This is a genomic window from Anaerostipes sp. AF04-45 (genome assembly GCF_003461725.1).
In the GTDB taxonomy this organism is placed as follows: Bacteria; Bacillota; Clostridia; order Lachnospirales; family Lachnospiraceae; genus Anaerostipes; species Anaerostipes caccae.
Map to the genome: position 1 here is coordinate 336,339 of NZ_QTXQ01000003.1, position 21,132 is coordinate 357,470.

Sequence of the window (21,132 nt, forward strand, 5' to 3'; positions counted from 1 at the left end):
CATTAAAATTCCTTAAAAACCTGCATGACAAGATCCTTTTAAGAAATAAAAAACAGCAGATATTCGAAAATCCGCTGTTTTTTATATGGTTTTATCATCTGATTATCTGTTTTTATCCTTGATGACAGCCTTGCTTCCAAGATATGTTGCCAACATATATCCCCCATAAATCACGAGGATAGCGCCTCCCGAAGCCAGTATGCCGTTGAGTGCATTTACATTTCCCAATGTTGCGATCACGTTACTGGCAACCTTCACACCGATATAGGAGTGCACCAGAGCGAGGCTCAGCGGAACCATAAAATAAATAATAATCTGTGCCAGCATAGCGTGATTGATCATTCGCTCATCCGCTCCTATTTTTCTCAGCAAATTATATCTTTCCACGTTATCTGAATTTTCACTGAGCTGCTGCAGTGCCAGAACGGCAGCACATGTAATCAGGAAGACTGCTCCTATATAAATAGCAATGTAGGTAATCACAGTGCTCAGTCCCGCGCTCTGTTCGATCATTTCTACCCTATAGACCGCTGTGTGATACGGCGCTTTATTTCTTTCCTCCATTGTTTTGTTGGGATACACACTTTCCATCAGTTTACTTAGTTTATGGGTATTTTCTTCTGCATCACCTTTTAACTGACAGTTGTATACAACTGTATGCACAGGAATTTTTTCTGCAACATCGTCAGGAACGATCAAAGTTCCCATGTCCATCGGCAGAGAAGATGCAGAATAATAGGTACTGTCGATCATAGAGCTCTTTGCAGTCAGAGTTCTGCCGTCCATTTTAATCTCTACCCTGTCTTTACATACATCTTCCCACAGCTTCTTCATATTGTCAAAATTACAATTTACTGCATATTCATTCGACTTTAGGCTGATCGTCTGTTTCCCCTGTTTTCTCATGGCTTCATTGTAGTCTGATAAACCTATAATCTCAGGCGATGATTTTCCCATTGATGCTTTAACACCCTTAGGATAATCCACAAATCTATCACGGCCATTTAAAAATACTTTAAACTTGAGTTTTCCATAGAGTCTCGTAGAGATCATACATGATTTATCGACAAATTTGTTCATATCGATTCCTTTTGACTCAAATTCTTTTCTCATATCTGCTTGTACTTTATAGTTCTTTTCCTCTTCCGGCAAGTATTTAATATAGGATACATCATACGGTGTCGCCTTCTTCATATCTCCGCCCATTGTCGTCGCCAGTCCGGCTCCAGTAGAAAATACACCGATTGCCACTAAGAGCATCAAACAGAGCAGTGTCATAGACACGAAAGTTGTAGTAATCTTTGAATTGATCTGCCTTAAAATAAACATATTAAGCTTCCGGTAATAAAACTTCTTGTTTGTTTTCAAAATTCTTAAAAAGAATCCGGAGAGAGACAGGAAAAACAAAAACGTACCAATCGTACCAAAAATAATACTCATCCAGAACTGACCGTCTACCTGCATCATGCCGTTTTCCCGGATACAGTGATAGGCAAATCCGATGCAGGCCACAGAAATCAAAAACAATACAACAGAAACTCCCAGTTTCTTAACTTTTAAATCTTCATTCTTTTTATTTGCTGTTAAAAGGTCAATGACCTTTACCTTGGATATACTGAACGTATTAAAGATCATAACGATCAGGAAAATAACCGCAAAGTAAATGATCGTCTTTATAAATGCTTCTCCGGAAAATACAAAAGTAAATTCCTTCATCTCTACCATAAACATTTTTGCAGTTACCGCAGACAGCCCCTGAGATAAAAATACTCCGGCCAGAAGTCCTGCTGCCAGTGCAAACACCCCAATAAACAAGGTTTCGATGATCAGTACTTTAGAAACCTGCCGTTTATCCATTCCCAGGCACAGGTAAAGTCCAAGCTCTTTCTTCCGCCTTTTGATCAAAAACCTGTTGGCATAGATCACAAGAAACCCAAGAATTACTGCAATAAACACAGACAACGAACTGATTGCCATCTGAAGCATTTCAATGATACTTTTCTGTGACTCATTAATTTTAAGCATCGCTTCCTGACTGCCGATAGAGTTAAATACATAAAACAGGCAGACACCGAATGTCAGCGTCAAAAAATATACCGTAAAATCTTTTATGCTCTTTTTTACATTTCCAAACGCTAATTTAGAATACATTTGTACTGTCACCTCCAAGCAATGTCACCACTTCAATGATGCGGTCAAAAAACTCTTTTCTGGAATCCCTGCCTCTCACAAGTTCATTAAAAATCTTACCGTCTTTGATAAACAGAATCCGCTTACAGTAGCTTGCCGTAAACGCATCGTGAGTCACCATAAGAATTGTGGCATGCAGTTCCGCGTTCATAGTTTCCATACTGTCTAAAAGCATTCTTGCAGACTTGCTGTCCAGTGCTCCGGTTGGCTCATCGGCCAGAATCAGGGACGGGTCGGTTACCATAGCCCTTGCGCTTGCCACTCTCTGCTTCTGTCCTCCGGAAAGCTGATACGGATACTTGGACAGTTCTTTTGTTATCATTAATTTTTCCGCGATTGATTTTACTCTGTCATCAATTTCCTTTGCCGGAGTTTTCATAATGGTCAGAGCCAGCGCTATATTTTCATAGGCAGTCAGTGTATCCAGCAGGTTGAAATCCTGAAAGATAAATCCCAGCTGTTCCCTCCGGAACTTGGAAAGATGTTTCCCTTTTAGTTTTGTCACATCCATTCCGTCTATAAAGATGTGGCCCGAGGTCACACGGTCAATCGTGGAAATACAGTTAAGCAGCGTAGTTTTTCCGCTTCCGGACGCTCCCATAATACCGATGTATTCACCCTTTTCCACGTCAAAGCTGATGCCGTCCACAGCCTTTGTCACATTTCCTTTGTTTCCATAATATTTTTCCATATTTTGAACTTGCAATACTGTTTTCATATCCCAATTCTCCTTTGCTTTCTTTATGTTATCCTTACTATATCACTGTCTGTTTACTCTATCCATCGAACTGCCTTACAGCAAACTTACACTTTTGTCACTTTCTATTTGGATTGTAATTTAAAAAGCTATCCTCTATACTGATACTATAACCAAGAAAAATGGAGGTAAAGCTATGTATTTAAAAAATGAAGATGTAAAGTTTGAGAGTGTAGAAAATGCACGGGGAGGCAAAGGAACGATCCGGAAGACTTCTTTTCTGACAAAGGAAGAGATGAAAGAAAGCAGCCGTCTGTTCGGCAAAATCATCATCCCGCCGGGATGCTCCTTCGGCTATCATGTCCACGAAAAGGAAGGAGAAGCCTATCATATTTTAGCCGGAAAAGGCATGTACAATGACAATGGTACCGAATATGAAGTGAATGCAGGGGATACTACATATACTATGAGCGGATGCGGTCACGGCATTGAAAATATCGGTGACACAGACCTGGAAATCATCGCCTTAATATTATTAGACAAATAAAATTTTAGAAAAATCTTCTTGAATGATATTTTTTTCATGGACCAACCATACTAATTGTATCTCAACAAGGAGGTTGATATCATGAAAAAGAAAAAAGAACTGACCAATGAAGAAATCGATGAAAACATTTTTGATATGTGTTCTACCTGTTCCACGACTGACTGTACCGGACTAATTCCTGCCAATCCAGAGTCTGAGGCAGCGATGGAATCCTATGAGGAGTTATATCCCTTCCGTCCTCCGGTAATAAATATCAAAGACTGCCCAAATGCAGATGAACATGATCCAAAATAACACAAAACCGCTGACATTCTTATGTCCAGCGGTTTTTATCTACATATACACAAATGAATTTTTTGGAAATGTGATTTTAATCTGTGTGCCTTCTCCTTCTTTTGACCGGACAGCAAATCCAATTCCAAGCTTATCTGAGAGCTTTCTGCAAAGATACAATCCCATTCCCGTGGATTTGGCATACTTCCTTCCTGTAGTCCCCGTATAACCCTTTTCCATAACTCTTGGAAGATCTTTTCCTGATATTCCGATGCCGTTATCCTCTATATAAAGCTGTACCTGTTCCTTTTCATCTGCTGCCGTAAACCGGATTTCAGGATGATCTTTGCGATACTTTACTGCATTGATCAATACCTGCTTTAGAATAAATGACATCCATTTTTCATCCGTATAAACATCATAATCCAGATTTTCAAGGCTTACCTTTACCTTCGACTGGATCAAAATCTTGGAATTACTGCGGATCAGTTCCTGAACCATGGAATTCAGATTCATACGTTTTACAATATAGTCCTTCTCTACTCCGTTGCTTCTGGAATAATACAGCGCCTGCTCAAGATAGTATTCCACTTCTTCCAGTTCTTCGCTGATATTTTTTGTCACCTCAGACGGATTATTTTCTATCATGAGCCTGGAAGCGGCAATGGGCGTCTTCACCTCGTGAATCCACATTTCTACATACTCTCTGTAATCCTGGGCAGAGATCTTATACACTGCCACTTCATCGCTCATAGACTTATTGGTCTGTGACAGACAGTCATAAAATATTTTTCCCTCTGTAAAATCAGGCCTGTCAAGAAGCTCCGGGAGCATAAATTTTTTATCTAAGGAATCCATACTTTCCAGCGCCGTCTCATAAAAACGTTTTCTCTTAAAATATTCATTTCCCAGTGCAAGAATCATAAGAATAAAGTACAGACACAGCAGATATATAATAGCAAAGGTTGTGGCGTGGAACAGATTCAGCATCCATACGAGAAAAGCCAGATAAAATATCTGAAGTCCAAAAAATAATGACTTATCTCTTAAATATGCCCTGAAGCTCATACAAGATACCCCTGCCCTCTCTTTGTGACAATATAATCGGCAAGCCCAATGGAATCCAGTTTTTTTCTGAGCCTGTTGATATTTACCGTCAGTGTATTGTCATCTACAAATTCATTGGACTGCCACAGTTCTTCCATCAGATTATCTCTGGAAACGATCTTCTCTTTATGCTTCACAAGCACAGACAGAATCTTCACTTCATTTTTGCTCAGTTCTATCTGCTCTTTTCCGTGGCATGCCGTACTGTTTGACAGATTGATCAAAAGTCCCTTATGAGTCATCTGCCAGTCTTCTTTCACATGTTTTGTACGTTTGAGCAGAGAAGATATCCGTGCCACAAGAATCTGTGTGTTATACGGCTTAGAAATAAAATCATCGGCTCCCAGATTCATGCTCATCAGCTCATCCATCTCGCTGTCTCTGCTTGTGACGACGATGATCGGGACATCCGATTTTTCTCTGACCGCACGGCATATATAATATCCGTCGTACACGGGAAGGTTGATGTCCAGAAGGACCAGATCAGCCCTTTCCTTCAGGATATCCTCCACTATATTTTCAAAGTTATTGAGTGCTTTTGTCTCATAATCATATCTGCTCAGAAACTCACAGAGTTCTTTCTGAATCTTCTGATTATCTTCCACTAAAATAATCTTTGCTTTTTCCATATAAAATCCTTTACTGAATGACGTTCATTCCGCCCATATAAGGCTGAAGTGCCTCCGGTATCTTCACACTCCCGTCTGCCTGAAGATTATTTTCCAAAAATGCGATCAGCATTCGAGGCGGTGCAACGACCGTGTTGTTCAATGTATGGGCGTAGTACTTGCCGTCTTCTCCATTCACACGGATCTTTAATCTCCGTGCCTGTGCATCTCCAAGATTAGAACAGCTTCCTACCTCAAAGTATTTTTTCTGACGCGGAGACCATGCCTCTACATCTACTGATTTTACTTTGAGATCAGCCAGGTCTCCGGAACAGCACTCCAATGTCCGGACCGGAATATCCAGAGAACGGAACAGATCTACGGTATTTTTCCACAGTTTTTCATACCAGTCCATACTTTCTTCCGGTTTACATACAACGATCATTTCCTGTTTTTCAAATTGATGGATTCTGTAAACTCCCCTCTCCTCCAGTCCATGAGCTCCTTTTTCCTTCCGGAAACATGGGGAATAGCTTGTCAGGGTCTTCGGAAGTTCTTCTTCCTGAATCATCGTATCGATAAATTTACCGATCATAGAGTGTTCACTCGTTCCGATCAAATAGAGATCTTCCCCTTCTATCTTATACATCATGGCATCCATCTCGTCAAAACTCATGACGCCGGTCACAACATTACTTCTGATCATAAACGGCGGCACACAGTAAGTAAATCCTCTGTTGATCATAAAATCGCGGGCATAAGAGATGACTGCCGAATGAAGCCTCGCAATATCTCCCATCAAATAATAAAATCCCTGGCCTGCCACTTTTCTTGCACTGTCCAGATCAATACCGCTGAAGTTTTCCATAATTTCCGTGTGATAAGGAATCTCAAAGTCAGGGACAATCGGTTCACCGAATTTCTCGATCTCTACATTTTCACTGTCATCTTTTCCAATCGGCACTGACGGATCAATGATATTCGGAATGGTCATCATGATTTTTAAGATTTTTTCTTCTACTTTTTTTTCTTCCTCTGTCAGTTCCTCAATCCTGCCGGCCTGGTTTGACACTTCCTGTTTCAGCTGCTCGGCTTCTTCTTTTTTTCCCTGTGCCATCAATCCGCCAATTTGTTTGGAAATCTTATTCCTGTTGGCTCTCAGAGACTGAACTTCCTGTTTGATCTCTCTGTTTTTTTCATCTAATTCTAAGACTTCATCTACCAGCGGCAGTTTGCGGTCCTGGAACTTATTTTTAATGTTCTGTTTTACTGCTTCCGGGTTTTCTCTCACAAATTTAATGTCTAACATGATTTCCTCCTGATATGTTTATTTATTCATACAATCTTCCAACACAATCTGCTCTTCTTTAGAAAGTGCTACCTCTGAACGGCCATCTTTAATTTCTTTTGCATACATATAACTTCCATAACGGTTGCTCATGGCATTCAATACAATTCCATTGTTCCTGTGATCCAAAAGTGCAATCGCAAAACTCGTCTCTCCGCCCATTTCTTTAAATGCATTATATTTTAAAACCTGCATTTTGGAATATGATAATTGAAGCTTATCTTTCAGTCTTCCCATTTCTTCATCAAGTATTTTATGATTTTCTTCAATTCTTTCCAATTCATCAAAATGTTTTACAAAAGTCTTTTCAAGGGACTTTCCATTTTCCCCCTTCATAAACATGCGGTACTTCTTTTTTAACCTGCTGGTCTTCACCAGCAATACTACAATTAAAAGCAGTGCCAGGGTACATACACCGGCTAAGCCGCATAAAATATAAAATAAGTCAATTCCAAAAATTGTAATGTCTGTTGTCATTTCATTCCTCCTATAACGTTCTCAGCATATCAACTAAACGATCCAGCTCTTCTTTTGAGTAATACTCTATCTCAATCTTTCCTTTGTTATTTCGATTCTTTATATTCACTTTGCTGCCGAGTGCCTGTTTCAAGGATTCTTCTATATTGGCAAACAGAAATTCCTGAACTTTATTCTCCTCTTTCGGAGTTTCCTTCTTTTTCTTTGACATCTGTTTTACAAGCTTCTCAATTTCTCTGACACTGAGTTTCTCATCGAAAACTTTCATCGCAGTCTCATATTGCTGATCGGGATCTTCAATCGCCAGAAGTGCGCGGGCATGCCCCGTAGTGATCATTTCTTCCGACAACAAATTTTGGACCCTCTGATCCAGTTTCAAAAGTCTCAGTGAATTCGTGATGGCAGCACGGCTCTTCGAAACTTTTGCCGCCACCTGGTCCTGCTTCAGTGAAAATTCCTCCATAAGCCTTTTGTAAGCCAGTGCTTCTTCAATGGGATTTAAATCTTCTCTTTGAATATTTTCGATCAATGCAATTTCTACTATTTCATTTTCTGCATAATCTCTAATCAGCACCGGCACTTCTTTTAAGCCCGCTAATTTAGCTGCTCTCCATCTGCGCTCTCCCGCGATGATCTCATAAAATTTATCATGTTTTTTTACAATCAGCGGCTGAAGAATTCCATACTGCTTGACCGAATCCGCCAGCTCTTGAAGAGAATCATCATCGAACTGTCTTCTGGGCTGATTCGGATTTGGTTCTACTTTCAATATCGGTACCATAATCTCCGATTTTATTTGCTCTTCTTTTTTTAAAATCTTTTCTGATTCGGTGTCCTTAACCGGAGCACTTGGTATCAATGTGTTCAGTCCCCGTCCTAATCCTGTTTTCTTTTTCGTCGTCATTCCTCTTTTCCTCCGTTTGCAATGACTTCTTCTGCGAGCATTTGATAGCTCTCTGCACCAACTGACTTAGGATCATACAAATTAATCGGAAGTCCATGGCTCGGTGCCTCTGCCAAACGCACGTTTCTCGGAATAATTGTCTTATAAATATTTTGGTTCAAATATGATTTTACATTTTCTACAACTTGCAGCGATAAATTTGTTCTGGCATCATACATAGTAAACACTGCACCTTCAATTTTCAAGTCAGGATTAAGACTCTTCTGTATCAACTCAATCGTATACATTAACTGTGTCAATCCATCCAGTGCGTAAAATTCACATTGAATTGGTACAATTACGGTATCTGCAGCCGTCATAGCGTTGACTGTGAGCATTCCCAGGGCAGGCGGACAGTCTATGATAATAAACTCAAAGTTTTCGACAGTCGGCTGAAGTTTCTCTTTTAGTATGTACTGCATGCGGTCTACTGTCATCAATTCTATTTCTGCTCCGGCCAGATTACGGTTAGCTGGGGCCAAAGATAAGTTTTCAATAACTTCCGGACAAATACATTCATCAAATGTAATTTCAGATGAAATCACTTCATAAACCGTATGTTCTAATTCATTTTTGTCCAATCCCAGACCAGTTGTTGTATTTCCCTGAGGGTCCATATCTATGATAAGTGTCTTTTTTCCTGCAGCAGCCAGGGCAGCAGAAAGATTCACCGCCGTCGTTGTTTTACCGACGCCGCCCTTTTGGTTAGCAATTGCGATAATTCTTCCCATATTATATAATCTCCTTTTAAGAAATATTATATCACTTACAACTTTTCATTTCCAGATGTTTCACGTGAAACATGAAAATAAATACAATAATGTTTCACGTGAAACATAAAAACAAAGCAGATATGAAATTTCATATCTGCTTTACCCAACTTTACATTCTTACTACATCTGTTCCGGACACTTCATTCCAAGAAGATCGAGGCCGTCTTTGATTGCTTCCTTTGCAATTATTACTAACTTAACCCTTGCCCTTTTGAGTTTTTCATCTTCCACATTACATTGATTTTCATGATAAAAATGATTAAATGCCTGGGCGACAGACATAACAAATCTTGCAACAACCGAAGGTTCCAGACGTTCTGCTGCTGTCTCTACAACTTCTGGAAAACGGATCAATTCTTTTAATAAGGAAACCGATGCTTCATCTGTCAATAAAGAAGAATCTATTTCTTCTGGCACATCCGTTATTCCAGTCTTTCTCAAAACACTGGCAGCACGTGCATAAGTGTACTGAACATAAGGGCCCGTCTCACCATCAAAGCTATGAATCTTATCCCAGCTGAATGTGACCTCCTTTATTCTCTGATTATAAAGATCATTGAAAATAATGGCACCAATACCTACCATCTTTGCAACTTCTTCTTTATCCTGTAAATCCGGGTTTTTATCATTGATGACCTCTTTGATTTTTGATACAGATTCACGGAGAATATCTTCTGCATAAATAATATTGCCGCTTCTGGTAGAAAGTTTTCCGCCTTCCAGACTAACCAACCCATAAGGTACATGAATCAAATCTGTTTTGGCCCACTCATATCCCATGAGTTCCACCACCTTGAACACCTGTGCAAAGTGAAGTTTCTGTTCCATACCGGTCACATAGATACATTTTTCAAAATCATATGTTTTTTTCCGATAAAAAATAGCGGCAAGATCCCTGGTAGCATAAATAGAACTTCCATCCTTTTTCATAATCAGACAAGGGGTCATATCATATTTCTCCAGATCAACGATAAAGGCGCCTTCACTTTCTTTCAGCATTCCTTTTTTCTTTAACTCATCCACAACGGCAGAAGTCTTGTCCCTGTAAAAGCTTTCACCGGCATAAGAGTCAAAATCTACATCCAAAAGTTCATAAATTCTTTTATATTCAATTAAACTTATATCTTTAAACCACTCCCAGATAGAAAGAGCCTCTTCATCACCCTGCTCCATCTTCACAAACCATGCCCGGGCCTCATCATTTAAAGTATCGTCCTTTTCTGCTTCTTCATGAAACTTTACATAAATCTTCATCAGTTCAGATATACCGTTTTGTTCCACAGCCTCTTTGCTTCCCCATTTTTTATAGGCAACGATTAATTTTCCAAACTGAGTGCCCCAGTCACCCAAATGATTGATTCTCTCTACCCGATAACCAAGCTTTTTATAAATACGGTAAATAGAATTTCCAATCAGTGTGGTCCTCAGATGACCGACATGAAAATTCTTTGCCACATTCGGAGAAGAATAATCGATACAGATAGTTTTTCCACATCCAATCTCAGAACTTCCATAGTTATCCACAGAAACCTGTTTTAACATTTCACTTACAAACATTGTTCTGTCAATAAAGAAATTTACATAAGGCCCCATAGCTGCCGTCTTAGAGACAAAATCTGTTTTTTTTATCTTTTCTGCTACCTCCTGTGCTATTATAGTTGGAGCTTTTCGGAAAATTTTAGCCAGCTGAAAACATGGAAATGCGAAATCACCCATATCCTCCTGAGGAGGTATTTCTAAAATACGGCTCACTGTCTCTCTGTCCAATTCCTTAATAGAATCTGTAATTAAATCAATTATTTTATTTCTCATCTTTCTCCTCACTTATGCTTCTATGATTGCCTGCAATACCACTGAATTTTCCTGCCATCTGGTAATTGCAAATTCTCTGGTCAATATGTCTTCCAATATATTTCTATTTTTTTTAAATTTTTGAATGGATGCCTGTTTTTTTGGTTTCATAACAAACTGCAGCATAATTCTGTCATGTTCAATAAAGGTATCTATATTTAAAGAACAAATTCCTATTTTTTGAACAGAATATCTCATCATCTGATGAAATCCTGTCAAGAATGAAAATGTAAGAATCACCGGTGATTCTTTTTCTATTCTCTCAAAGCTGACTGTAATCTCAGGATGAATTTTTCTGAAATGATCCATAAGTTCATAAAATGCAGGAAGAAACAGAACCTCCTCTTGACTCTTATCCAGCTCCTCTAAACCAGAAACCACAAAATAAGTTTCTTCCAGTCCTTTTAAATATGATTTCAGTCTATCACACTTTTTTTGTATCTTCCGTATATTTTTGGATAACACATCCAATGCATGTTCCACTTCTCTTGTATCCGGTTCCTTCACTTCTTCCATGAGGTTTTCATCTAAGGACAAAGGAGAAAATACCGACCGAATCTGTCTCTTTTCTTTTTCCAGCATCACACAACGGATCAGCCGCTCTTTTTCTTCTTCCAGTTTATATTTTTCTTCTATAAATTTTTCTTTTTCAGCCACACACTCCATATATTCTTCAGATAAATAGGCTGCCAGATCTGACATCAGCTGATCCTTATCAATCTTCTTCTCTTCCAAATATCTCACCACCTCTTTTCTTTATGATAAACGAATTTCTAAGGAATGCAAAGTATTATTGTATCAAATCCTTGTTTGTCATATAATAATAGTAATAAATTAGAAAGGAGACTCTGTATGCGTTTCTATAAAAAACTGCGAAATCTGGCCACCATTACAACTGTTTCAACAATATGTGTATATCTGATAAATAAGCTTGTCTTCTCACTATCCTCCATGAAGGATGCTCTGTTCTCCAAATACGGCAATACTTACTCCTGGAGATTCGGCAGTCTCTACTATACAAAACATGGAACCGGTTCTCCGCTTCTCCTCATTCACGATCTGAACAACTGCAGCTCAGAACTGGAATTTTATAAAATAAAAGAAGAACTCTCCAGGTCACATACGGTCTATACTTTGGATCTTCTGGGATGCGGCCGTTCCGACAAACCGCGGATCACTTATACAAGCTATCTTTATGTTCAGCTGATCAATGATTTTATCAAAAATGTAATCGGCACAAAGACTGACATCATCTCCAGCGGAAAGTCATCATCTCTGATCTTTCTGGCATGCTACACAGAACCCAGGAATTTCAGCCGGCTCATGATGATCAATCCTGAAAATATGACAAAGGCAGGGCGTTATCCCGGGAACCGCAAAAAAGTACTCAAATATTTTATGGAGCTTCCGATCATCGGCACACTCACTTACAATATCCTGCACAGCAGACCAATGATCCAGAAAAAACTTGCCCGGGAATATTTCCACAGACCTAAGGACATTAAGCAGAAATATGTGGATATCTGTCATGAATCCGCTCACAAATGTGGATCAGACACAAAATATTTGTATGCAAGCCTCATCTCAGACTACCTGAATTGTAATCTGATTCCATCCATAAAAAATTTAAACCACAGTATTTACTTCCTCATGGGAGATCATACGCCAGAAGCCGAAAACACCATTGAACAGTACCAGGTATTGAATCCTTCCGTTGAATATCATTTTATAAAAGGGTCAAAACTCCTGCCTCATCTGGAAAATCCCGATGAAGTCCTGAAAGCCTGCAAAATCTTTTTTTAACGGATCGGCTCTTTTGACGGCAGCCCTGCTTTGCGCGGATAGCGCTTCGGGGCTGCCTTTTGTTTTTTTATTTTAAGAATAGTCCTCTCCATGTCTGTACCCGGAAGTACAAATGACACAACATCTTCAATCTCTCCACCAAGGAGATATACCGCATGCTTTCCTTCTCTCATTTCTTCTTCGATCCTGCCGGATTTATAAGGAAGAAACATTCCTGATACCTTTACATAGGGAAGACAATACTCCGAAAGCGTGCTCAAGTTGGCAACTGCCCTGGAAACAACCAGGTCAAACTGCTCACGGTATTCCTTCTGCCTGGCGTAGTCCTCCGCCCTTCCATGGACTGCCGTAATATCATGCAGTTCCAGAGCATCGATCACTTCCTGCAAAAATTTAACTCTCTTATTCAGGGAATCCAGAAGTACGATCTTTAATCCAGGAAATGCAATCTTTAAAGGAATTCCCGGAAATCCTGCTCCCGTCCCTACATCGAGAATTTTTTGTGAAGAAAATCCACACTCCGCCTTCACCAATGCCAGACTATCCACAAAATGCTTGAGGATCACATCCTCTCTCTCAGTGATCGCAGTAAGATTCATTACCTTATTTTTCTCTGTCAGTAATTCATAATATATTTCAAACTGAGCAAGCTGCCTGTCTGTCAATGCAATTCCTAACTCTTCTGCTTTTTCTCTTAAACTAATCATATACACTCCTAAGCCCCTTGATGAAGCTGTTCCAAATAAATGAGAAGAACCGAAATATCTGCCGGGGATACCCCGGAAATCCTGGACGCCTGTCCAATCGATGCAGGACGTATCTTAGACAGCTTCTGTATTGCTTCAATCCTTAAGTTTCCTATATCTTCATACTTTATTCCCTCAGGGATTTTCTTCTTCTCTAAGCGTTTAAACTGTTTCACCTGAGAAAGCTGGCGTTTGATATAACCTTCATATTTAATATTAATATTCACCTGTTCTCTCACATCCTCAGGATATTCGGGCCTGTCCGGATCAATGGGAGAAAGCATATCATAAGTGAGCTCCGGCCTCCTGATCAGTTCTGCCATAGTCGCAGAAGACTTTAACTCCGTGCTCTGACATTTTGAAAGCAGATCCTGAACCTTTCCTGAAGCCCCGACATTTACGCGGCTGAGCCGATTGATTTCTTTTTCTATCCGCGCTTCTTTCTCCAGCAGGTTTTGATATCTCTCTTCACTGATTAGCCCCATTTCATATCCTATTTTTGAAAGACGGAGATCCGCATTATCCTGTCTCAGCAAAAGCCTGTATTCTGCCCTGGAAGTCATCATACGGTACGGCTCACTCGTCTCCTTTGTCACAAGATCATCGATCAGAACACCAATATAAGCCTGGGAGCGGTCAAGGACCAGAGATTCCTTTCCCTGGATCATTCTCGCAGCATTTATGCCTGCGATCAGTCCCTGGGCAGCTGCCTCTTCATATCCGGAACTTCCGTTGAACTGTCCTGCTGAAAACAGCCCTCCTATTTTCCTAAATTCCAAAGAAGGCTTCAGCTGTGTTGCATTGATGCAGTCATATTCAATAGCATATGCATTTCTGATGATTTTAACATTTTCAAGCCCCGTCACGCTGCGGTACATGGCATACTGGACGTCTTCAGGCAGAGAACTTGACATTCCCCCCACATACATCTCATTCGTATATTCACCCTCAGGTTCAATAAAAACCTGATGCCGGTTTTTATCCGGAAATTTTACGATCTTATCTTCAATAGAGGGGCAATACCGGGGGCCTGTACCCTCAATGGCACCTGAAAATAATGGGGAACGCCCAATATTTTCACGGATGATCTCATGCGTCTCCTCGTTTGTGTAAGTCAGCCAGCAGGAAATCTGATCTCTCTGTATATCTTCTCTAGTATTTGTAAAACTGAACGGAACAATTTTATCATCCCCGAACTGTTCTTCCATCTTATTAAAATCAATGCTGTTCTTATCAATTCTGGCCGGAGTTCCAGTCTTAAACCGGCGCATTTCAATTCCAAGATCCTTCAGAGACTGTGTCAGATAATTGGCAGCCTGAAGACCGTTAGGCCCAGTCTCATTGCTCACATCTCCGTAAATACACCTGGCTTTCAGGTAAGTACCGGTTGTGAGGATCACTGCTTTCGCATGATAAACCGCACCCGAGTAAGTTTTTACTCCCGTGACTTTGCCGTTCTGTGTCAGAATCTGTGTCACTTCTCCCTGCCTGACCGTAAGATTTTTTGTATTTCCCATTGTCTGTGTCATAGCCATGGAATACATCTTTTTATCCGCCTGTGCCCTGAGGGAATGAACAGCTGGTCCCTTGGAACGGTTCAGCATTTTGGACTGAATATAAGTCTTATCTATATTCACACCCATTTCACCGCCAAGAGCATCGATCTCTTTTACCAGATGTCCCTTGGAGCTTCCTCCTATATTCGGATTACACGGCATCAGGGCTATGCTGTCCATGCTCACTGTAAAACAAATTGTTTTAAATCCAAGGCGCGCTGAGGCCAATGCCGCCTCACAGCCTGCGTGGCCCGCACCTACAACTACAATATCATAAAATTCTTCTAAATTTTTCATCTCTATTTACCCATACAAAATTCTGCAAATATTTCATTTACCAGATCCTCGCCCACAGACTCCCCAATAATATAGCCAAGTTCCTCATAGGCATCCATGAGATCAATCGAAAAGAAATCCTCCGGCATCCGGTCCTCGATGCTTTTCAGAACCAGATCAAGGCTGTCCTTTGCATTTGCCAGCGCTTTCTTATGTCTCATATTTGTAATGTATACTTCGTCGTTAAACGATACCCTTCCGTTAAAGAAAAGATCATTGATCCTCTCATAAAGATCTTCCAGTCCGTAAAGACTTTTCGCCGATACTGGAACGATATTTTGGAATCCTCTGTCAAGAAACTCACTTTCAGAAACTTTTGTTTCCAGATCTGATTTATTTAACAGTACAATTACCTGCTTTCCGTTAAGAAGCTTCATAATTTCCTCGTCTTCTTTTGTCAGCGGAACCGAAGTATCCACAACATAGAGGACGAGATCCGCTTTTATCACCGAATCTCTCGCTTTATCCACACCGATCTTCTCAACAACATCATCCGTATCCCGAATACCCGCCGTATCGATCACATTCAGCGGAATCCCGTTGATCTGAATCGACTCTTCCAGAGTATCCCTTGTAGTTCCTGCGATATCTGTGACAATAGCTCTTTCTTCACCCAGCAGGACATTTAATATCGAAGACTTCCCGGCATTGGGTTTTCCCACAATTGCCGTGTGAATACCTTCTTTCAATATACGCCCGTTGTCGGATGAATCAAGATACTTCTGAATGTCATCCCTGGCGTGCTCTACCTGTACTTTCAGCTGTTCAGAGAATCCGTCTACAGAATAATGCTCAGGGTCATCCAATGCGGATTCAATAAACGCCACACTATGAACAATCTCTTTTCTCAAAGAACGAATTTTTTCAGAAAGACTTCCTTTTAACTGCTTTAAGGATGTTTCCATGGCAAATTCATTTTTGGAGTGAATCAGATCCATTACGGCCTCTGCTCTGGAAAGATCAATCCTCCCGTTTAAAAATGCCCGTTTTGTAAATTCACCCGGTTCTGCCGGCCTCGCCCCGGCTTCAATGATACAAGACAGTATTTTTTTCATCACGACGACTCCGCCGTGACAGTTGATCTCCGCCACGTCTTCGGCAGTATAGGAATGAGGACCTTTCATAATCAGAAGAATACATTCATCAATATCCTTTCCGTCCTTCACTGCATGTCCGTAATGAGCCGTATAAGTGGCTGCCTTTTTTATATCTTTTTCTCTTTTCGGGCGGAATACTTCAGAAGCAATATCTATGGCTTCCGGCCCGCTGATTCTTATAATCCCAATCCCGCTGCTGGACAGCGGTGTAGCGATCGCTGCGATTGTATCTGTTCCCATTTCAATGTCCTCCGCAAGGCAAAAAAGGGCTGCCGCAAAAGGCAACCCAAATTCATTATTTTTTCAGCATGACAACCACTCTGCGGTAAGGATCTTTTCCCTGACTTTTTGTCACGATCTTAGGATCTCTCTGAAGTGCAGAATGGATAATCCGGCGTTCATTCGGATTCATAGGCTCCAGATGAACCGGTTTTTTTGTCTTCTTCACTTTATTTGCAATGCTGAGCGCAAGCTTTTCTAAAGTTTCCTGTCTGCGCTCCCTGTAATTCTCCGTATCAAGCTTTACTTTAATAAAAGCTTCGCTTTCTTTATTCACAAACAGGCTCGTGAGATATTGGAGTGCATCCAGTGTCTGTCCGTGCTTTCCGATCAGAGCGCCCATCTTTTCACCGGTAACATTAATATTCAGCACATTTCCGGTCGTATTATAATAAAGATTTAATTTAGGAACAAGTCCCATCGCCTTTAATACTTCATCCAGATATGCTTCTGTGTCGTCTATGATCTGATCAATATTATCCGGGCGTTTATAAACTTTTTCTTTCGGATTCTCACTGGCAGCCTTCTTGGGTTCCTGGACCTGTTTCTTTTTCTTTTCTGGAGCAGCCTGCACCTCCGCTGTTTTCTCAGGTTTATCTTCCATTACAGGCTCAGCCGGTTTTTCTTCTTCCGTCAATTCAATGATCACCGGCTTTTTAAAGAGTCCTAAAAATCCGTTGCTCCCTTTGTCAATCACTGCATACTGAATTTCTGTGCTCGGAATTCCCAGCTCCATGGCCGCATTCATAACCGCATCAGATTCCGTTTTGCCAGTAAAACGCGTTACTGCCATTTTATTTTCCCCCTTTATCCATCCGGTTCTTCACGATATTTGCCTTAGATGCAATTCCTCCCTGGGATTCTGTGTTATACTCTACATTTTTTGTGACTTTTTTCTTTGCAATGCTGCTGATCGTATTATCCTGGGATGATTCTGACGGTGTACTGCCGTTTGCAGCACCCATCATTTTTTCATACATTGAAGGACCCTTTTTCTTAGCTTTCTTCTTGGCTGCTTTCTCTCTGCTCTTCTCAATGATCTTCTGCATGTTTGTATGATTATAGTAATTATTGATCAAAATCTGCTGTACCCACTGGAAAACTGCACTTGCAGTCCAGTAAATACCAATTCCCACCGGAAGAGTGATACACATGAATAAAGACATAATAGGCATCATCAGCATCATATTCTTAGACATACCTGCCGCCGGATTATCTGAATCCATGTCTGCCATAGATGTACGTGCACTTAAATATTGAAAGAAAGCGGACAAAAGCGGGATAATAAGATAAATACTCAGTTTGAATCCCGGTGTATTCTGAATGTTAATTCCAAGAACAAATTCATACGCACTCTTAGGAATGTTAGGAATATAACCTTCCAGATTTCTGACTACATAATACAGAGCCATGATGATCGGAAACTGGATCAATGTAGTCGCACATCCTCCGGTAGGGCTTGTCCCATACTTGTCATAGACTTTCTGCATCTCTTCCTGCTGTTTCATCATAGATGCCTGATCTCTCTTACCACGGTATTTCTTCTGAATCTTCATCATTTCAGGCTGTGCCACCTGGTTGATCTTCATACTTCTCTGCTGCTTGATCGTCAGCGGAAAAATAATCAACTTTGAAATCAATGTAAACAAAATAATACACAATCCAAGATTCTCAATACCGACAGCTGATAATCCATTGTAAATCCACTTCATGATCTCGCCGAAAACCCATACAATCGGAGACAATAATCCACCGCTGCCTGCCTGGGCTGCTTGAGCCAAATACATCATTTCTTTTTACCTTTCACCTTTCTCACTTCCGGAACAGGATCATATCCTCCCTTTGCAAAAGGGTTACATCTCAATATTCGAAACACAGCCAGAAGGCTTCCCTTCAGCGCGCCGTGTTTTTCCAGTGCTTCAACTGCATACTCTGAACAGGTCGGAGTATAAATGCAAGTTCCTTTTCCTTTTAATTTAGACAAATGTGCTCTATAAAACTGTATCAAATAAATCAAAATCTTTTTCAATGTTTTTCATCTCTTTTTAAACGATGAAGCTTCATCAGATGGAGCAAAGCACTTTCCACCGTGTGAAAACCTTCATCCTTAACCATATTTCTGGCAATAACTACAAGATCAAATCCCTGCTTAAACTCTGACTCACGAAGACGGTAACTCTCTCTCAGAAGCCTGGTCACCCGGTGTCTCACGACACTGTTTCCCACCTTCTTGCTGACAGAGATTCCAAAACGATTATAATTAAGCTGATTTTCCCTGCAGTATAAAACTAAATATCTGTTTGCTTTTGATTTACCGGTTTTATATACCTGCTGAAATTCCTTAGTTGTTCTTAATGAATGATAATGCTTCATATCTTTTCCTTCCCTATTATTTAGAGAAAAGAAAAGGTCACATCACTGCGACCTATGCTGACAATCTATTTCTTCCTTTTGCTCTTCTGCTCTTAATAACTTTTCTTCCGTTAGCAGTGCTCATTCTCTTTCTGAAACCATGAACTTTAGATCTCTGTCTTTTCTTTGGCTGAAATGTCATTTTCATGTCTAGAAACACCTCCTTAATCAAAAAATAGTAATTTTATATATGAAACCATATATTTTCTAAAAAACATCACTCCCATTATAGTCAAAATCACCTGCATAAGTCAAGAGAATTCTATGTTTTTTTGCGATAAAGTTATTCCATCCATAGATATTGTAGGACTCTAAAAAGTTATACACAATTTGTGGATAACATGTGGAAAACTATGTGAAATATTTGTTTATCATATGTTTATATGTGTCGAAACCCCTGATATTTCCTAGTGTTTATTTTGTGAATAAATTTATCCACAGTTTTTCACAGACAACATATATTGTATTATGATTGTACTTATTATATGAAAGAAACATTGAAAAAAAAATTCTTTTGTTATACACTAGTAATAGTGTATTTTTTTAAACTTATTTAGAAAGAGGTCCGTAAAAATCAATGAAGAAAAAAATCGAAGCGATCTGGGATGACGTTTTGTTAAAACTTGAACAGGAACACGATATTTCAAGTGCTGCCATCAACGCCTGGATTAAACCCCTCAATATTAAAGAAGTGAAAGACGATCAGATTGTTTTGTCATTGAACAGTAATTTTGATGCCAGAGGCATACATTTTATTGAAAGTAAGATGTATGACTTTTATATTTCTCTGGCCATTCAGGATATCACAGGTAAAAAATACGAAATTTCTTTTGTTCTGGAAGAAGCTAAGAAGAAAAAGGCTCCTGCATCCCGCACGGATACCCAGCTTCAGGATTCCAATAACTTAAATCCGAGATATACGTTCGACAGTTTCGTCGTCGGAACAAACAACCAGATGGCTCATGCCGCCTGCATTGCTGTGGCAGAAGCTCCGGCGGAAGCTTACAATCCGCTTTTTTTATACGGCGGCGCCGGATTGGGGAAAACCCATCTGATGCACTCAATCGCCCATTACATTATGGAAAATAACAGCAAACTCAAGGTCCTGTATGTGACCAGTGAAGATTTCACCAACGAAGTCATCAATGCGATCCATCACAACAAACAGGAAGAGCTCAGAAACAAATACAGGACCATCGACGTACTCCTGATCGATGATATTCAGTTTATAATAGGTAAAGACAGCACCCAGCAGGAGTTTTTCCATACATTTAATGCTCTGTATAATTCCAAAAGCCAGATTATCATATCTTCCGATAAGCCTCCGAAAGAAATCGAGACTTTGGAAGAACGTTTGAGGACCCGTTTTGGCTGCGGGCTGACGGCAGATATTCAGCCTCCTGATTATGAGACGAGAATCGCGATTTTAAGAAAACGCGCCGAACTGGATCACATTTATATCGACGATGCTATATTTGACTACATAGCCTCAAACATTAAATCGAATATTCGAGAACTGGAAGGAGCACTGAACAAGATCAGGGTATATTCCAAACTCGAAAAAAGACCGATTGATCTTGATTTAGCTAAAATTGCCCTAAAAGACCTTGTGGACAATGATACTGTTGTAAAAATTACACCAGATCTGATCATCACTACGGTGGCTGAACATTTTAACATCCAGCCGGCTGATATTATATCCAAAAAACGAAGCCATGATATCGCATATCCAAGGCAGATCTGTATGTACCTGTGCAAGAAACTTACGGATACTTCTTTTGTAAAAATAGGTGAGTATCTCGGAAAAAGAGACCACTCTACGGTCATTCATGGTTCAGAGAAGATTGAGAAGGATTTACAGAAAGATTCTTCTTTATCCACGACCCTTGACGTTATTATTAAAAAAATGAACCCTTCATAAGGCTTATACACACAATGTTGTGGATAACCTGTGTCTTTTGTGTTGATAATGAAAACCTTAATTTCAGGCTTGTTGATAACCTTCGAGTTATGAAAGCTTTATCCGTGGCTTTTTAACAAGTTATTAACCCTGATTCAGCCTTAAATTAAGCCGTTTTTTAGGGTTATT

Annotated in this window: 22 protein-coding genes; 4 read left to right on the forward strand and 18 right to left on the reverse strand. The window is 40.0% G+C overall.

Annotated elements, in window-relative coordinates:
- Positions 1-102 precede the first annotated feature (102 nt).
- Both DWV34_RS06650 and DWV34_RS06655 read right to left on the reverse strand, forming a co-directional pair.
- Positions 103-2,151 carry an ABC transporter permease gene (locus DWV34_RS06650; protein WP_009290225.1) on the reverse strand — a complete coding sequence of 683 codons (2,049 nt, stop codon included), beginning with the start codon at positions 2,149-2,151 and terminating at the stop codon, positions 103-105.
- The gene (locus DWV34_RS06655; RefSeq protein ID WP_009290226.1) at positions 2,141-2,908 is read right to left on the reverse strand and encodes an ABC transporter ATP-binding protein; all 768 of its coding nucleotides are present in this window, start codon (positions 2,906-2,908) and stop codon (positions 2,141-2,143) included. The genes DWV34_RS06650 and DWV34_RS06655 overlap by 11 nt, the downstream gene beginning before the upstream one ends.
- A 175-nt stretch (positions 2,909-3,083) precedes the next feature.
- Between DWV34_RS06655 and DWV34_RS06660 the strand changes: the two genes are divergently transcribed.
- The gene (locus DWV34_RS06660) at positions 3,084-3,434 is read left to right on the forward strand and encodes a cupin domain-containing protein (protein ID WP_006568132.1); all 351 of its coding nucleotides are present in this window, start codon (positions 3,084-3,086) and stop codon (positions 3,432-3,434) included.
- A gap of 81 nt (positions 3,435-3,515) precedes the next feature.
- Positions 3,516-3,728 (forward strand): hypothetical protein, encoded by a 213-nt coding sequence (locus tag DWV34_RS06665; protein WP_022261129.1) that lies wholly within the window; start codon positions 3,516-3,518, stop codon positions 3,726-3,728.
- Positions 3,729-3,767: 39 nt separating this feature from the next.
- Here the strand turns inward: DWV34_RS06665 and DWV34_RS06670 are convergent, their stop codons facing one another.
- The 8 genes from DWV34_RS06670 to DWV34_RS06705 form a co-directional block, all read right to left on the reverse strand.
- Positions 3,768-4,775 (reverse strand): sensor histidine kinase, encoded by a 1,008-nt coding sequence (locus DWV34_RS06670; protein WP_009290228.1) that lies wholly within the window; start codon positions 4,773-4,775, stop codon positions 3,768-3,770.
- Complete coding sequence (locus tag DWV34_RS06675; protein ID WP_009290229.1) at positions 4,772-5,443, reverse strand: response regulator transcription factor; 672 nt, start codon at positions 5,441-5,443, stop codon at positions 4,772-4,774. The genes DWV34_RS06670 and DWV34_RS06675 overlap by 4 nt, the downstream gene beginning before the upstream one ends.
- A 10-nt stretch (positions 5,444-5,453) precedes the next feature.
- Positions 5,454-6,731, reverse strand: coding sequence for a serine--tRNA ligase (serS, locus tag DWV34_RS06680; protein ID WP_022261130.1), 1,278 nt, complete (start codon positions 6,729-6,731; stop codon positions 5,454-5,456).
- Between the two features lie 18 nt (positions 6,732-6,749).
- Positions 6,750-7,247 (reverse strand): DUF4446 family protein, encoded by a 498-nt coding sequence (locus tag DWV34_RS06685; protein WP_009290232.1) that lies wholly within the window; start codon positions 7,245-7,247, stop codon positions 6,750-6,752.
- Positions 7,248-7,257: 10 nt separating this feature from the next.
- Entirely contained in the window at positions 7,258-8,151 is an 894-nt protein-coding gene (locus tag DWV34_RS06690; RefSeq protein WP_009290233.1) for a ParB/RepB/Spo0J family partition protein, read from the reverse strand.
- Positions 8,148-8,921 (reverse strand): ParA family protein, encoded by a 774-nt coding sequence (locus DWV34_RS06695; RefSeq protein WP_006568125.1) that lies wholly within the window; start codon positions 8,919-8,921, stop codon positions 8,148-8,150. The genes DWV34_RS06690 and DWV34_RS06695 overlap by 4 nt, the downstream gene beginning before the upstream one ends.
- 162 nt (positions 8,922-9,083) lie before the next feature.
- Entirely contained in the window at positions 9,084-10,775 is a 1,692-nt protein-coding gene (gene argS / locus DWV34_RS06700; RefSeq protein WP_118475780.1) for an arginine--tRNA ligase, read from the reverse strand.
- A 12-nt stretch (positions 10,776-10,787) separates the two neighbouring features.
- Positions 10,788-11,558, reverse strand: coding sequence for a hypothetical protein (locus DWV34_RS06705; RefSeq protein WP_225103777.1), 771 nt, complete (start codon positions 11,556-11,558; stop codon positions 10,788-10,790).
- A 108-nt stretch (positions 11,559-11,666) separates the two neighbouring features.
- Between DWV34_RS06705 and DWV34_RS06710 the strand changes: the two genes are divergently transcribed.
- The gene (locus DWV34_RS06710) at positions 11,667-12,617 is read left to right on the forward strand and encodes an alpha/beta fold hydrolase (protein WP_009290239.1); all 951 of its coding nucleotides are present in this window, start codon (positions 11,667-11,669) and stop codon (positions 12,615-12,617) included.
- Here the strand turns inward: DWV34_RS06710 and rsmG are convergent.
- Genes rsmG through rpmH form a run of 8 tightly spaced genes read right to left on the reverse strand, consistent with a single transcriptional unit; the run spans position 12,614 to position 19,191 of the window.
- Entirely contained in the window at positions 12,614-13,324 is a 711-nt protein-coding gene (gene rsmG / locus DWV34_RS06715) for a 16S rRNA (guanine(527)-N(7))-methyltransferase RsmG (protein WP_118475784.1), read from the reverse strand. The genes DWV34_RS06710 and rsmG overlap by 4 nt on opposite strands.
- Before the next feature lie 8 nt (positions 13,325-13,332).
- Positions 13,333-15,216: a tRNA uridine-5-carboxymethylaminomethyl(34) synthesis enzyme MnmG gene (gene mnmG, locus DWV34_RS06720; RefSeq protein ID WP_009290241.1), complete on the reverse strand. Its 1,884-nt coding sequence runs from the start codon at positions 15,214-15,216 to the stop codon at positions 13,333-13,335.
- 2 nt (positions 15,217-15,218) lie between these two features.
- The gene (gene mnmE, locus DWV34_RS06725) at positions 15,219-16,592 is read right to left on the reverse strand and encodes a tRNA uridine-5-carboxymethylaminomethyl(34) synthesis GTPase MnmE (RefSeq protein WP_039946904.1); all 1,374 of its coding nucleotides are present in this window, start codon (positions 16,590-16,592) and stop codon (positions 15,219-15,221) included.
- Between the two features lie 55 nt (positions 16,593-16,647).
- Positions 16,648-17,424, reverse strand: a complete 777-nt coding sequence (gene jag, locus DWV34_RS06730) for an RNA-binding cell elongation regulator Jag/EloR (protein WP_009290243.1) — start codon at positions 17,422-17,424, stop codon at positions 16,648-16,650.
- A gap of 1 nt (position 17,425) precedes the next feature.
- Complete coding sequence (locus DWV34_RS06735; protein WP_227040697.1) at positions 17,426-18,418, reverse strand: YidC/Oxa1 family membrane protein insertase; 993 nt, start codon at positions 18,416-18,418, stop codon at positions 17,426-17,428.
- Positions 18,418-18,660: a membrane protein insertion efficiency factor YidD gene (gene yidD / locus DWV34_RS06740; protein WP_006568116.1), complete on the reverse strand. Its 243-nt coding sequence runs from the start codon at positions 18,658-18,660 to the stop codon at positions 18,418-18,420. The genes DWV34_RS06735 and yidD overlap by 1 nt, the downstream gene beginning before the upstream one ends.
- Complete coding sequence (rnpA, locus tag DWV34_RS06745) at positions 18,657-19,004, reverse strand: ribonuclease P protein component (protein ID WP_118475786.1); 348 nt, start codon at positions 19,002-19,004, stop codon at positions 18,657-18,659. The genes yidD and rnpA overlap by 4 nt, the downstream gene beginning before the upstream one ends.
- Before the next feature lie 52 nt (positions 19,005-19,056).
- The gene (rpmH, locus tag DWV34_RS06750) at positions 19,057-19,191 is read right to left on the reverse strand and encodes a 50S ribosomal protein L34 (protein ID WP_006568113.1); all 135 of its coding nucleotides are present in this window, start codon (positions 19,189-19,191) and stop codon (positions 19,057-19,059) included.
- Positions 19,192-19,620: 429 nt separating this feature from the next.
- On the opposite strand from rpmH, the gene dnaA reads away from it, so the two are divergent.
- Positions 19,621-20,964, forward strand: coding sequence for a chromosomal replication initiator protein DnaA (gene dnaA, locus DWV34_RS06755; RefSeq protein WP_006565388.1), 1,344 nt, complete (start codon positions 19,621-19,623; stop codon positions 20,962-20,964).
- Positions 20,965-21,132 lie beyond the last annotated feature (168 nt).